The 12,884-nt window shown below is 71.5% G+C and carries 13 protein-coding genes and 1 tRNA gene; 9 read left to right on the top strand and 5 right to left on the bottom strand.

All coding sequences use genetic code 11. From position 1 onward, the window contains the following. Positions 1-18: 18 nt before the first annotated feature. A complete protein-coding gene (locus tag C4U03_RS41985; protein ID WP_235018063.1) occupies positions 19-171 on the top strand; it encodes a hypothetical protein in 153 nt (50 codons plus the stop codon). Continuing rightward, positions 171-1,526: a tyrosine-type recombinase/integrase gene (locus C4U03_RS41210; protein ID WP_200827413.1), complete on the top strand. Its 1,356-nt coding sequence runs from the start codon at positions 171-173 to the stop codon at positions 1,524-1,526. The genes C4U03_RS41985 and C4U03_RS41210 overlap by 1 nt, the downstream gene beginning before the upstream one ends. 59 nt (positions 1,527-1,585) lie before the next feature. Here the strand turns inward: C4U03_RS41210 and C4U03_RS23315 are convergent. Next, positions 1,586-1,658: transfer RNA gene (locus C4U03_RS23315), tRNA-Ala, on the bottom strand. Positions 1,659-2,029: 371 nt separating this feature from the next. On the opposite strand from C4U03_RS23315, the gene C4U03_RS41205 reads away from it, so the two are divergent. Together C4U03_RS41205 and C4U03_RS23310 are read left to right on the top strand one after the other, a co-directional pair. Then, entirely contained in the window at positions 2,030-2,197 is a 168-nt protein-coding gene (locus C4U03_RS41205; RefSeq protein ID WP_200827412.1) for a hypothetical protein, read from the top strand. Further along, on the top strand, positions 2,197-2,943 hold the full coding sequence (locus tag C4U03_RS23310; RefSeq protein ID WP_235018062.1) for a peptidoglycan-binding protein: 747 nt from the start codon (positions 2,197-2,199) through the stop codon (positions 2,941-2,943). Before C4U03_RS41205 ends, C4U03_RS23310 begins: the two co-directional genes overlap by 1 nt. Positions 2,944-3,261: 318 nt before the next feature. On the opposite strand, the gene C4U03_RS41980 is transcribed toward C4U03_RS23310, so the two are convergent. Continuing rightward, complete coding sequence (locus C4U03_RS41980) at positions 3,262-3,381, bottom strand: DLW-39 family protein (protein WP_233358839.1); 120 nt, start codon at positions 3,379-3,381, stop codon at positions 3,262-3,264. 699 nt (positions 3,382-4,080) lie between these two features. On the opposite strand from C4U03_RS41980, the gene C4U03_RS23305 reads away from it, so the two are divergent. Together C4U03_RS23305 and C4U03_RS23300 are read left to right on the top strand one after the other, a co-directional pair. Then, on the top strand, positions 4,081-4,320 hold the full coding sequence (locus C4U03_RS23305; RefSeq protein WP_103940040.1) for a hypothetical protein: 240 nt from the start codon (positions 4,081-4,083) through the stop codon (positions 4,318-4,320). Between the two features lie 78 nt (positions 4,321-4,398). After that, a complete protein-coding gene (locus tag C4U03_RS23300) occupies positions 4,399-5,190 on the top strand; it encodes an SDR family NAD(P)-dependent oxidoreductase (RefSeq protein ID WP_103940411.1) in 792 nt (263 codons plus the stop codon). A 97-nt stretch (positions 5,191-5,287) separates the two neighbouring features. Here C4U03_RS23300 and C4U03_RS23295 read toward each other — a convergent pair whose 3' ends face one another. After that, positions 5,288-6,286: a DMT family transporter gene (locus tag C4U03_RS23295; protein WP_103940038.1), complete on the bottom strand. Its 999-nt coding sequence runs from the start codon at positions 6,284-6,286 to the stop codon at positions 5,288-5,290. Between the two features lie 299 nt (positions 6,287-6,585). Here C4U03_RS23295 and C4U03_RS23290 point away from each other — a divergent pair, with 299 nt between their 5' ends. Further along, the gene (locus tag C4U03_RS23290; RefSeq protein WP_103940036.1) at positions 6,586-7,455 is read left to right on the top strand and encodes an aldo/keto reductase; all 870 of its coding nucleotides are present in this window, start codon (positions 6,586-6,588) and stop codon (positions 7,453-7,455) included. An 84-nt stretch (positions 7,456-7,539) separates the two neighbouring features. Here the strand turns inward: C4U03_RS23290 and C4U03_RS23285 are convergent, their stop codons facing one another. After that, a complete protein-coding gene (locus tag C4U03_RS23285; RefSeq protein WP_103940034.1) occupies positions 7,540-8,523 on the bottom strand; it encodes a helix-turn-helix transcriptional regulator in 984 nt (327 codons plus the stop codon). Between the two features lie 63 nt (positions 8,524-8,586). Here C4U03_RS23285 and C4U03_RS23280 point away from each other — a divergent pair, with 63 nt between their 5' ends. Further along, complete coding sequence (locus tag C4U03_RS23280) at positions 8,587-9,750, top strand: epoxide hydrolase family protein (RefSeq protein WP_103940032.1); 1,164 nt, start codon at positions 8,587-8,589, stop codon at positions 9,748-9,750. 176 nt (positions 9,751-9,926) lie between these two features. Here the strand turns inward: C4U03_RS23280 and C4U03_RS23275 are convergent, their stop codons facing one another. Beyond that, positions 9,927-10,163 carry a hypothetical protein gene (locus C4U03_RS23275; RefSeq protein WP_103940030.1) on the bottom strand — a complete coding sequence of 79 codons (237 nt, stop codon included), beginning with the start codon at positions 10,161-10,163 and terminating at the stop codon, positions 9,927-9,929. Positions 10,164-10,420: 257 nt separating this feature from the next. On the opposite strand from C4U03_RS23275, the gene C4U03_RS23270 reads away from it, so the two are divergent. Then, positions 10,421-12,859, top strand: coding sequence for a HelD family protein (locus C4U03_RS23270; protein ID WP_327373458.1), 2,439 nt, complete (start codon positions 10,421-10,423; stop codon positions 12,857-12,859). Positions 12,860-12,884 lie beyond the last annotated feature (25 nt).

The raw sequence follows: 12,884 nt of genomic DNA, 5'->3' as shown, positions 1-12,884 counted from the left end.
CCAGCGGTTCCCCCGGGGTTGATCGCCGAACGGCGTATCCGGTTCGTGCGGCTCGGCGAAGAGGGCAAGCGTGGGCACGTTCGCATCCCCGAATCCGCGCTCCGGGAGTTCATCGCGGATGGCCTGGTCGAGCCGATGACGGCCTCTAAGGTCTGGAAAGGTGCTGCCTGATGGCCAACAAGGATGGCCACCGGCGTTTCGGCAATATCCGCAAGCTGCCGTCCGGGCGTCATCAGGTTCGCTATCCGGGGCCTGACGGCAGGATGCGGACTGCGCCCAACACGTTCGCCACCAAGGGTGAGGCCGATCGGTATCTGACCTTGATCGAGGCGCAGATCCTCAACGGGGAGTGGACGGACCCAGAGCGGGCCAAGGTCAAGCTCGGCGAATACGCCGCCAAGTGGATCGAACAGCGTCCGGGCCTGCGTCCCCGCACGGTGGAGTTGTACCGGCGGCTTCTCCGGCGGCAGATCGCTCCGCACCTGGGCGGGGTTCCGCTGGGCAAGCTCAGCACTCCCATGATCCGGGAGTGGCGTATGACGCTGCTCGGTGAGGGCGTGTCGGCCTCGGTGACGGCCAAGGCTTACCGGTTCCTGCGGGCGGTGCTGACCACTGCGGCCGAGGACGACCGGATCATCCCGCGCAACCCATGCCGTATCCGCGGTGCCGGTGACGAGAAACCGGACGAGCGTCCGGTGTTGACCGTCGCTCAGGTCTTCGACCTGGCGGAACGGATCGGCCGGCGGCCGGTCGGCAACGTCCGCAAGCTGCCCACGGGTGAATACCGGCTCCGCTACCAGCTCGGCAACGGGGAGATGCGGGCCTTCCCGATGACCTTTCCGAACAAGGAAGCGGCCGAACAGGTGCTCTCGAAGATGGCCGACGACGGACACGCCAACGTGCGCCGTGATGATCGCTTCCGGGCGCTGGTCCTGCTGGCCACTTTTGCGAGTCTGCGATGGGGTGAGGCGGTGGCTCTCCAGCGCAGGGACATCGATCTTGCCGCGCGGACGGTGACGGTACGGCGCCAATACCTGGAGATGGATTCGGGAGACCTGGTGCTCGGGCCGACCAAGTCACGGGCCGGCGCTCGTACCGTCGTGTTCCCGGCGGGGATCGTTCCGGCGATCCGGGATCACCTCGACCGGTACGCCGCGGACGACCCGGCGGCCCTGGTCTTCACCGGTGCGAACGGCGGTGTCCTGCGGCGGGGCAACTTCCGGCGGGCCTCCCGGTGGGCTGAGACGGTGGCGGCGCTGGGCGTGCCGGGCCTGCACTTCCACGATCTTCGGCATACCGGCAACACGATCGCGGCCCAGAGCGGGGCCAGTCTGCGGGACCTGATGAACCGGATGGGGCATGACTCGGTGCGCGCGGCGATGATCTACCAGCACGCGACGTCCGAAGCGGACAAGGCCATCGCCGACTCGCTCGACGCCCGGATCGGGGCGGTCATGTCCACGGACGGTGACGGCCAGGACGACGACGAGGACGGGGCGGCCGGTGCGCTGGTGCCGGTGGCCTAATGGCACGTTAATGGCACGAACGCCCCTGTCCATGATCGGGACAGGGGCGTTGTCGCAGGTGGAGCCTAGGGGATTCGAACCCCTGACACCCGGCTTGCAAAGCCGGTGCTCTGCCAACTGAGCTAAGGCCCCTTGTTCTCCGGTGGGTGGCCGCGGGCTCCGCTGCGAGAGAACGCGACCGATCGTACACCGTGGACCTGCGATGGCGGAGCGTCCGGGGGTGGGGGGAGGCGTGAGATCGATGTGTCCGAAGAGCTTAACTTTGGGTGAATGGCCGGACAGGTCGCCTCCTGGGGTCGCAGGATGGACTCGTAGTGTGCCGCTCCCTGGAGCGGGCCTGGTTCGCGCGGGACGGGGTGTGCTTCGCCGTGCGCCGGGCAAAGGTGTCAGGGTGCATCGTCACCGTTGACGAACCAGGCGGCACGTCGTACCGGCCGTGATCCTTCCGGCCATGTCCTGGCCGTGCCGCCACCCCCCGATCTCGAAGACCAGGAGAGACGAACATGCCCGAGCCTAACGAGGCGGGAAGCTCGCCCGAGCTCGCCCACATGGATGAGGTGGACGTGCATCCGGACGTCCACCGGGCGACCGAGCCGGACGAGGAGCAGGTGCTGCGCGAGTTGTACGGCGCGCCGGACGCGGACGGGATCTTCCGTGGAGAGGGGGCGTAGTGGGCACCGCGAGCGGAATGCTGGCGGCGGCCCGGGCGTCCCTGGGAATGACCGGCCGGCCGAACACGATCACCCGGGACTACGCCGCCCGGCACGGCGGTGAGTTCCTGCGGGCGGCCTGGTGCGACATGGCCGTCACGTACTGGGCGCGCCAAAGCGGCAACCGGGCCGCCGTCCTGCCGGGCGGGGACCGGGCGTACACCGTCTGGCACGCGCAGGACTTCCAGAAGATCGGCCGGTGGCACACCGGCACCACCGCCAACGTGGACCGGGCCAGGCCCGGGGACATCGTCTTCTTCGACTGGGGCGCCTCCAACTCGGTCGGCGCCATCGACCACGTGGGCGTGGTGGAGAAGGTGCTCGGCGGCGGCCGGCTGCAGACCATCGAGGGCAACACCGGTGACGCGGTGAAGCGGCGCGTCCGCTCGGCGAGCGTGATCGCCGGGTACGGACGGCCCGCCTACGGATCCGGCGACGGCGGCGAGCCCGCGCCGCCCAAGCCCGGAACGCCGGCGCCGCGCTGGCCGGGCCGGTACATCACCCAGCCCCCGGTCATGGTCGGCGACGACGTCCGGCAGTGGCAGGCCCGGATGCGCGAACGCGGCTGGCACATCACCGTGGACGGGGCGTACGGCCCGCGTTCGGAGGAGGTGTGCCGCGCGTTCCAGGAGGAGAAGGGACTGGAGGTCGACGGCATCGTCGGGCCGCAGACATGGCGGGAGGCCTGGGAGTCGCCCATCACCTGAGAAACGCCAGGACAGGCGCGCCGCCCATCCAGGTCCCGACACGGGGTCTGGATGGGTGCGGGCGCGCGCGAGCCGGCATGTGTGACGGATGCGGGGCCCGCACGGATGATGACGCGCATACTCCCGGTACGCGCGCATCGTCCGTGAACGGGCCGCATCCTGTGGAGTCCGGCCGCTGCGGCGGATCGCCGGGGCCGCCGCAGCGATGGCGCCGGCCGCTCCACCGCCGCGCGCCGTGTCCCGGCCGGGCTCAGCGGATGGAGCGTCCGCGTACGGCCGGGAAGGTGTGGGGGCGCCGCACCCCCGTGAACTCTCGGATCAGCTGTCGGAGGACGTGGCCTCGGTCCACAGGTCCAGCTCGGCACGGTCCTGCTGCAGACGGCGCCACACCACCAGGCCGCCGAGAGCGATGACAGCGAGAACAATCAGCTTCTTCATGGTGGGACCTCTTCACCTCGACGATTTGCGCCCAGGACGGCAAGTGGCCGCTTCCACGGGCTCTCCGCAGCCTAGCAACCGGGACGGCCGGCTCCGCACCCCGTCACCCAATTTCGCCCCCTGTGCCGGACCTGGCGTGGCCATCAGGACGGGAAAGTCTGATGATGGAGATTACGGGAAGTGTCCGTGCGACGGTCAGGGAGTCCCATGGGCGTACAGGACGACTTCGACCTCTGGGAGCGTGAGCTGCGGGGGCCGTCGGCCGCGCCGCCGGAGACCGGCGGCGCGGACGACCTCTGGTCCGAGGCCGCGGGCACGGACGGGCCCGAGCCGGCCGATGATCCGCGGCGGAGCCGAGGGAGCCGGGGGAGTACGAGCGGTCGGCGGCCGGATACGGTGGCGGAGGGCTCCCCTGGAACGGGCCCCCAACGCCCGGATGAGCTTGGACGAGGACCTGAGCCGGGGGCGGATCCCGAAAGCCCAGACGGACTCGCGGCAAATTCCGGAAGCCCGGACGAGCCTGGGGCAAATCCCGGGAGCCTGGAGGAGCTCGGGGCAGGTTCCGGAGGCCTGGACGAGCTCGGGACAGAGTCTGGAAGCCCGGACGAGCTCAGAGCGGATCCCGAAAGCCTGGACAGACGCGGAACGGTTCCCGGAAGCCCTGGCAAGCGCGGAACAGGACCCAAGGGTCCGGACGAGTTGAGGGCGGAGGTCAAGGGGCCGGACGGGATGAGGGAGGAGGCCGGGGGTCCGGGCGAGTCGCAGGCGGAGATGGACGATGCAGCCGACCGGCGCCCCGGGGGCTGGACCATGCTGGCCGTCACCGCGGTGATCGCGCTCGGTTGCGCATTGTCGTTCTTCCTGGGTTGTACCGCGCTGGGCGTCGCCGGGCTGACGCTGTCCGGGCTCATTCTGCTGTTCTGGCGAATAGGGTTTTGAGCCGCGTCCTTGAGCGGCTTTTGACACCGGGCGGTGTCGTCTGGCGTCCGGTGCGGTGACGGTGCGATCATCGCGGCCATGGACGTCCGTGGTGCGAGGGTGCTGCTGACCGGAGCGAGCGGTGGGATTGGGCAGGCGCTGGCCGCCGCGTTCGCCGCCCGAGGCGCGCACGTGATACTCACCGGGCGGCGCGCCGACGTGCTGGAGCCGCTCGCCGAGCGGCTCGGCGGCCGGGCCGTCGTGGCCGACCTGACCGACCGGTCGGTCATCGGGGACCTGCTCGACCGGGCCGGCGAGATCGACATCCTGGTCGCCAACGCCGCGCTGCCCGCCTCCGGGCGGCTGCCGGACTTCACGGTCGGCGAGATCGACCGGGCGCTCGACGTCAACCTGCGGGCCCCCATCGTGATGGCGCGGCTGGCCGGGGAACGGATGGCCGAACGAGGCCGCGGCCACCTGGTGTTCATCTCCTCGCTGTCGGGCAAGTCGGCGTCGGGCGGGGCGTCCCTCTACAACGCCACCAAGTTCGGGATGCGCGGTTTCGCGCTGGCGCTGCGGGAGGAGCTGCGGCCCCGCGGCGTGGGGGTCTCCACCGTCTTCCCCGGGTTCATCCGCGAGGCGGGGATGTTCGCCGACGCGAACGTCACCCTGCCGCGCGGCGTCGGCACCCGTTCACCGCAGGACGTGGCGCGAGCGACGATCAGGGCCGTCGAGCGCAACCGGGCCGAGGTCGACGTGGCCCCGCTGGGCCTGCGGCTCGGCGTCCTGGTCGCCCAGGTCTCCCCCGGCCTGAACGCCTTCGTGCAACGCCACTTCGGCGGAGCCGAGGTCACCCGCGCCCTGGCCAAGGGCCAGCGCACCAAACGCTGACCACGTCCCCCGCCGGCGGGCCCGGCGCCGTCGGCGAACCCGGCGGTCCGACGTCGACGAGACTTACTGCGGCCATCGACGCCGGGCCGGACGACCGTCAGCGGGTCTCGGAGTCCACCGCCTCGGAACCCCCATTCTCGGAGTCCACGTGCTCGGAAGTCGCCGTTGCGGAGATCGCCGCCTCGGGGGCCGCGGCCCGGGGCTCCGGCTGCGGGTCGGTGGTGTCCGGGTCCGGCCGGCGGGTCATGGCCAGGATCGACCCGCCGAGGATCAGTACGAACGAGACGACGATGGTGACGGTGAGGGGCTCGCCGAGCAGGAGTACACCCGCCAGCACCGCCACGGCCGGGTTGACGTAGGTGAACACCAGCGCCCGGGACGGCCCCACCTCCCTGATCAGGGCGAAGAACACCAGGAAGGCCAGCGCCGTGCAGATCAGCGCCAGGCCCGCCAGGGCCGCCAGCACCCGTCCGGACGGCACCGCGTCCGGCCAGGTCATCACCGCCGGAGGCGTGTAGACCAGGGCTGCGAAGGTCAGGCACAGCGCGGTCATCGGCAGCGCCGGGACGTCCTTGAGCCAGCGGGCGGTGATGAGCGTGCCGAGGGCGTAGCCGCAGGCGGTCAGCAGCACCTCCATGATCGACCAGGTGTCCCCGCCGCCGAGTTCGGGGGCGGCCAGCACGGTGACGCCGCCGAACCCGACCGCCAGGCCGGCCCACTGCCAGGCGCCGAGCCGTTCGGCGCCGCCGGTCAGCCGGACGATCAGCACCGAGACGACGGGGGAGACGGCGATCAGCAGCCCGGTCATCGAGCTGGTCAGCACCCGCTCGGCGTCCGCCAGCAGCAGCCACGGGGCGAGGATCTCCACGACGGAGAACAGCAGCATCGGCAGCCAGTACCGGCGCAGCAGGTCCCGCAGCTCACGCGGGCCGTGCGCGTGCAGCGCCAGCGGCAGCAGCACCGCCGCGCCGACCGCGGTCCGCGCGAACACCAGCACGGGCGCCGAGACGCCCTCCACCGCTACCTTGATCATCAAATAGGGGATGCCCCAGATCACGCTCATCAGGGCGAACAGCACCCAGCCACGGCGGCTCACGGACGACCTCCAGCCGGGGACGGACCCCGTCGCAGCGCGAGAACGGCGAGCACCAACACTCGCACTCCGGACATGCCGGGCACCAATGTCAGCCGGACCGCGCCCTCCCGCGCCTCCCGGTCATCGCCGCTTGAGGCGATACCTCCTCGCTGCCGGGGGAAGCCCATAACGTCCGGTGTTGCCGTCCGTCCGGGCGGGGTGGACGGTGGTCCTCCGTCCACGGGCTGCAACACTGATGATCTTCCTGTAACACTGATGATCTTCCCCGTTCGCGGGGCCGAGGCAGGGGGCGGAGAGAGATGACAGAGTTGACCGAGCGTCCCGCCGCGCAGAGCGGCGAGTTCGCCATCGGCGGTGACCTGCGGGTGCGCCGACTCGGCTTCGGCGCGATGCGGATCACCGGATCCGGGGTGTGGGGCGAGCCCGCCGACCGTGACGAGGCGATCCGGGTGCTGCGCCGCGCCGTCGAGCTCGGTGTGTCGCTGATCGACACGGCCGACTCCTACGGCCCGTTCGTCAGCGAGGACCTGATCGCCGAGGCGCTGTACCCGTATCCCGAGGATCTGGTGATCGCCACCAAGGGCGGCTTCACCCGGCAGGGGCCGAACATCTGGCAGCCGGTGGGGCGGCCGGAGTATCTGCGCCAGTGCGTGGAGATGAGCCTGCGCCGGTTGCGGCTGGAGCGCATCGACCTGTACCAGCTGCACCGGATCGACCCCGAGGTGCCGCTGGAGGACCAGCTCGGCGTGCTGCGCGACATGCGCGACGAGGGCAAGATCCGGCACATCGGGCTGTCGGAGGTCGATGTGGAGGAGATCGAGGCCGCCCGGCGGATCGTGGAGATCGCCTCCGTGCAGAACCTCTACAACCTCTCGCACCGTCAGGCCGAGCCGGTGCTGGAGTACTGCGAGCGGCACGACATGGGGTTCATCCCCTGGTTCCCGCTGGCCACCGGCAAGCTGGCCGAGCCCGGCGGCAGGCTGGCCGAGGCCGCGGCCCGGCACGGGGTCACCCCGGCGCAACTGGCGCTGGCCTGGCTGTTGCACCGGTCCCCCGTCATGCTGCCCATCCCCGGTACGTCCCGGGTCGCCCACCTTGAGGAGAACGTCGCCGCCGCCACCATCTCGCTGACCCCCGAAGAGGTCGAACAGCTCGGCGACCTGGCCTGACGCCCTCTCCGGGAGGCCGCGATCCGGCACGGGCGGCCGGCGCACGAGGCCGGGCCGTGCACGTGACCACGGATCGTCGGTGGCTCATGGGGAGGGACGCGAGGCGTTCGCGGCTCGGCGCAGGCGGTCGGACATCGCACGCAGGACGCCGGTGAGTTCGGGAGGGTCGAGGACCTCGAAGTCGAAGCCCTTGGCGCTGATGTAGATCGCCAGCTCCTCCAGGGAGTCGGAGCCGGTGTGCAGGATGCAGGTGTCAGCGTCGACCGCCTCCAGCCGTCCTGCCGTGGGGGAGGCGTGCCGGCCGACCTCCTCGATCGGCCCGTGCATGAGGACTCGCGCCCGGTAGCGGTACGGAGCCGACGAGATGGAGCGCGACACGTACCCGGCGACGTCCTCGTCCGGTGGTGTGCGGGCGGTGAAGCGCGCGCCCGGCGGACCCGGCGGACCGTCGAACCGGTCGACCCGGAACGTCCGCCAGTCCTCGCGGTCGACGTCCCAGGCCAGCAGGTACCAGCGGCGCGGCGTGTGCACCAGGCGATGCGGTTCCAGCGTCCGCAAGGTGGTGGAGCCGTCCCTGCCCCGGTAGCGCAGCCGCAGCCGCCGGTGGTCCCGGCAGGCGGCCGCCATCGCGGCCAGCAGCCCGGGGTCCACCGCCTCATCCCCGCCCGCCGGGCCGGTCAGCGGAACGGTGGCCGCCTGGAGCGCGGTCACCCGGTGCCGCAGCCTGGACGGAAGCACCTGTTCCAGCTTGGCCAGTGCTCGTACGGCCGGTTCCGCCAGGCCGGCCACCGGACCCGTGGCGGCGGCGCGGAGGCTGATCGCCGTGGCCACGGCCTCCTCGTCGTCTAGGAGCAGCGGAGGCAGGGCCGCTCCGGCGCCGAGCCGGTAGCCGCCTGCGACACCGGGGGTCGCGTCGACCGGATAGCCGAGGTCGCGCAGGCGGTCGATGTCGCGCCGTATCGTCCGCAATCCCACGTCCAGGCGTTCGGCCAGTTCGGCGCCGGTCCAGTCGCGGCGTGACTGGAGCAGGGACAGCAAGCGCAACAGCCTCGCCGAGGTTTCCAGCATGAAGGAGATTCTGTCGTCGATCGGTGCCGGGACCTGTCACCAATCGTTCCTAGCGTCAGGGGCATGACGACGAACGACACCGCCATCCGCCCGTTCCGCATCGAGATCCCGCAGGCCGACATCGACGATCTCCGCGAGCGCCTGGCCCGCACCCGATGGGCCGCCGACCTGCCGGGCACCGGCTGGGAGCGCGGGGTGCCCACCGCCTACCTGCGGGAGCTGGCCGAGTACTGGGCCGGGGACTACGACTGGCGCGTCCACGAGGCCGCGCTGAACGACCTCCCCCAGTTCACCACCACCATCGACGGGGCGGGCGTGCATTTCCTGCACGTGCGCTCGCCCGAGCCCGAGGCCACCCCGCTGATGCTGCTGCACGGCTGGCCCGGCTCGGTCGTGGAGTTCACGGACCTGATCGGGCCGCTCACCGACCCGGCCACGCACGGCGGCGACCCCGCCGACGCGTTCCACCTGGTCATCCCGTCCCTGCCCGGCTACGGATTCTCCGGCCCCCTGCCCGGTCCTGGTTGGACGGATGGACGCACCGCCACCGCGCTCACCGAGCTGATGTCCCGACTGGGGTACGAGCGGTACGGGGTGCAGGGCGGGGACGTGGGCGCGTTCGTCGCCCCGCTGATGGGCCGGGTCGCCCCGGAGCACGTCATTGGCGTCCATGTGAACGCGCTCGTCACGTTCCCGACCGGGGACCCGGCCGACATGGCCGCGCTGACCGGGGCCGAGCGCGAACGGCTGGCCCTGATGAAGCAGTGGCAGGAGAAGATGGGCGCCTATCTGCAGTTGCAGGGCACCCGGCCGCAGACCCTCGCGCACTCGCTGACCGACTCGCCGGCCGGGCAACTGGCGTGGATCGTCGAGAAGTTCAAGGACTGGACCGACCCGGCCGCCGACCTGCCCGAGGACGCCGTCGACCGCGACCGGATCCTCACCGATGTCGGCGTCTACTGGTTCACCGGGACCGCGGGCTCGGCCGCCCACACCTACTACGAGCGGTTCAACGACCCGGCCATGTGGGCTCCGAGCGGGCGTTCGCCCGTGCCGACCGGGGTCGCGGTCTTCACCACCGACGTGTCCATCCGGCGCTTCGCCGAGAAGGCCCACAACATCGTGCACTGGTCGGAGTTCGACCGCGGCGGTCACTTCGCCGCTTTGGAAGCCCCGGACCTGCTGGCCGGCGATATCCGGGAGTTCTTCCGCACACTCACCCGGTAGCCCCCGACCGGGCGGGACTTCCCCGAACCGGGTCCGGCCCAGGCACCGACGCCGGACCGCCGAGGGGCTGCCCGGCAGTCCACGCGTACCGGACGGGGAGGCGGTCGGGCTCGCCGGCCATCGGGAAGCATGGCCTCGGGAACGCACCTCGACGGGCGTTCCCGAGGCCGTCGTGGTCAGGCGGAGAACAGGTGGCGCAACCGCCACCGGTCGGCGTCGCGGGCGAGTTCGGCTACCGCGACGGCCTCGTCCTCGCCGCTCACTCTGACGCGGTAGACGCGGACGTCCTCCTCCGGGCCGTACGCCTTCAGGACCTGGTGGACGGTGTAGCGCAGTCCGCGCCACCGATAGGCGGTGAGCCGCCCTGAAGGGTCCGTCTCGGCATCGATCGACTCGTTGTACAGGTGGCCCATGCGCACCGGACCCTATCGGATGATCGAACTGGTATTCGACTCGACGGGCCGGGCTTTACCTTCGTGTCGCCGAGCCAGCTGGCCGGAACCGGACGAACAGCATTTGCCCTGGTAAGAGCTGCTGTGCGGCGATCGGCCACGGCGACGACGCCCCTTTTGGGCCGCCGGGAACAACACGGCGGGATATTCTCGTTATTTCGTCGCCATATTCAGAGGATTCAAATCCTCTGTCTCCATTATAGCAGATGGAGGAGAAATTGTCGAATGCCGAAATGGAGCGCGAGCAGGCGTACGTGTCGCGGCTCTACCGGCGGCTGGACGGGCTCCGGGAGCAGGCCTCGGCCCGGCTGGCGGGCACGCTGAGGCACTCCGACGGCACCGCCACGGAGCTGTGGGAGCGCGAGGCCACCGCCGCCCGCCACACCGAGCGGCTGGCCCGGCTGGCGGCGGCCGAGCAGGGGCTGTGCTTCGGCCGGCTCGACTTCCGCGACGGGCCCAGCCGCTACGTCGGCCGGATCGGCCTGCCCGCCGAGGACGGCGAGGACACCGAAGAGGACGCCGAGCCCCTGCTGCTCGACTGGCGGGCACCGGCGGCCAGGCCGTTCTATCTGGCCACCGCACTCGCCCCCGACGGCGTACGCCGACGCCGCCACATCAGGACCAAGGGGCGCCAGGTCATCGACCTCAACGACGAGATCCTCGACCTGCGGGAGGACGGGCAGCCCGCCGACACCGAACTGATCGGCGAGGCGGCGCTGATGGCGGCGCTCAACGCCGACCGCTCCGGCCGGATGGGCGACATCGTGGCCACCATCCAGGCCGAGCAGGACGTCATCATCCGGTCCGGGCACCGGGGCGTGCTGGTGGTCCAGGGCGGCCCCGGCACCGGCAAGACCGTCGTCGCCCTGCACCGTGCCGCGTACCTGCTCTACACGTACCGGGACCTGCTGGCCAAGCGCGGGGTGCTGGTCATCGGGCCGAACACCACGTTCCTGCGGTACATCGAGGATGTGCTGCCGGCGCTGGGCGAGACCGGGGTGCTGCTGTCCACCATCGGCGGCCTGTTCCCCGGGGTACGGGCGGATGGGACTGAGTCCCCACAGGCCGCCGCCATCAAGGGCCGAGCCGTCATGGTGGACGTGGTCGCCGCCGCCGTGCGCGACCGGCAGTGGGTGCCGCCGGACGTCCTGGAGGTCAAGGCCGAGCAGGGCACACTGCACCTCGACCGGGCCACCTGCGAACGCGTCCGGGATCTGGCCCGCCGGTCGAGGCTGCTGCACAACCAGGCCCGGCCGATCGTGGTCCGCGAACTGCTCGACGTGCTCGCCCGCCAGGCCGCCGACCGGCTCAACGCGAGCATCCTGCTGCCCGAGGTGCTCGCCGACCTGGGTCTGGAGCCCGGCGAGGAGGAGGTCACCGACCTGTTCGACGCCGACGACGTGGCGGCGTTCCGGCGGGAACTCGCGCACGACCCCGCCGTCCATGCCGCCCTCGACCAGGTGTGGCCCGCGCTGACCCCACAGGAGCTGCTGGCCGGCCTGTACTCCTCCGCCGAGCGGCTGGCCTCGGCCGCACCCGAGCTCACCCAGGACGAGCGGGATCTGCTGCTGCGGGATCCCGCCGCGCCCTGGACGCCCGCCGACGTTCCGCTGCTCGACGAGGCCGCCGAGTTGCTGGGCGAGGACGAGCGCGCGGCGAAGGCGCAGGCGGAGGCGGCCCACCGCCGCCGGATCGCCTACGCGCAGGGCGTGCTGGACGTCGCGTTCGGCTCGCGTTCCATCGACCTGGAGGACGACGAGGAGGCCGCGCTGATGCCGGGCGACCTGGTGGACGCCGAGATGCTGGCCGGCCGCCACGACGAGCACGACCCGCGGACCACCGCCGAACGCGCGGCGGCCGACCGGACGTGGGCGTTCGGGCACGTCATCGTGGACGAGGCGCAGGAGCTGTCGCCGATGGCCTGGCGGCTGCTGTTCCGGCGTTGCCCGACCCGCTGGATGACGCTCGTCGGCGACCTGGCTCAGACCGGCGACGCCGCCGGGGCGTCCTCCTGGGAACAGGTGCTCGACCCTCATGTCCCGGGCCGCTGGCGCCTGGAGCGGCTCACCGTCAACTACCGGATGCCCGCCGAGTTCCTGAAGGTCGCCACCACCGTACGGGCCGAGCTGACCACCGCCCCCGACCTGCCGAACGGCCATCGGGACGACCCGGCAGACGGTCATGGGCTCCCCTCCGCCGAGGAGACGTCGGGCCGCCTCGCGGCGGAGACGCTCGTGTCGGTACGTGAGATCGGCTCGGACCCGTGGCGTCTGGAGGTCTCCCCGGGTGAACTGCCCGGACGTCTGGCCGAGCTGGTGGCCGCCGAGGTCGCGGAACTGGGCGAGGGACGCCTTGCGGTGCTGACGCCGGGAAGCCTGCGGGACGAGCTGGCGCGGGCGGTCGCCGTCCCCTCCCCCGAACCGGGCGAAGACCCGGAGCTGCGTGACCAGGTCGTGGTGCTGGCGGTCGGCCAGGCCAAGGGCCTGGAGTTCGACTCCGTCCTGGTCGTGGAGCCCGCCCGGATCCTGGCCGAGGGCCCACGCGGAGCCAACGATCTCTTCGTCGCCCTGACGCGGGCGACGAAGCGGCTCGGCATCGTCCACACGGACGGCCATCCGCTGCCCACCGCCCTCGCCGCACTGCTCCCACCCATCTGAGCGGTCGCCCGATTGGCTTCCCTCT

It is taken from the genome of Thermomonospora echinospora (genome assembly GCF_900108175.1).
GTDB classification, from domain to species: domain Bacteria; phylum Actinomycetota; class Actinomycetes; order Streptosporangiales; family Streptosporangiaceae; genus Thermomonospora; species Thermomonospora echinospora.
This window is presented reverse-complemented; position numbering and strand designations above follow the sequence as displayed.

Coding starts and splice junctions, on each gene's coding strand:
- C4U03_RS41210 (WP_200827413.1), top strand. CDS start 171: ATGGCCAACAAGGATGGCCACCGGCGTTTCGGCAATATCCGCAAGCTG.
- C4U03_RS41205 (WP_200827412.1), top strand. CDS start 2,030: ATGCCCGAGCCTAACGAGGCGGGAAGCTCGCCCGAGCTCGCCCACATG.
- C4U03_RS41980 (WP_233358839.1), bottom strand. CDS start 3,381: ATGAAGAAGCTGATTGTTCTCGCTGTCATCGCTCTCGGCGGCCTGGTG.
- C4U03_RS23300 (WP_103940411.1), top strand. CDS start 4,399: ATGGACGTCCGTGGTGCGAGGGTGCTGCTGACCGGAGCGAGCGGTGGG.
- C4U03_RS23290 (WP_103940036.1), top strand. CDS start 6,586: ATGACAGAGTTGACCGAGCGTCCCGCCGCGCAGAGCGGCGAGTTCGCC.
- C4U03_RS23285 (WP_103940034.1), bottom strand. CDS start 8,523: ATGCTGGAAACCTCGGCGAGGCTGTTGCGCTTGCTGTCCCTGCTCCAG.
- C4U03_RS23280 (WP_103940032.1), top strand. CDS start 8,587: ATGACGACGAACGACACCGCCATCCGCCCGTTCCGCATCGAGATCCCG.
- C4U03_RS23275 (WP_103940030.1), bottom strand. CDS start 10,163: ATGGGCCACCTGTACAACGAGTCGATCGATGCCGAGACGGACCCTTCA.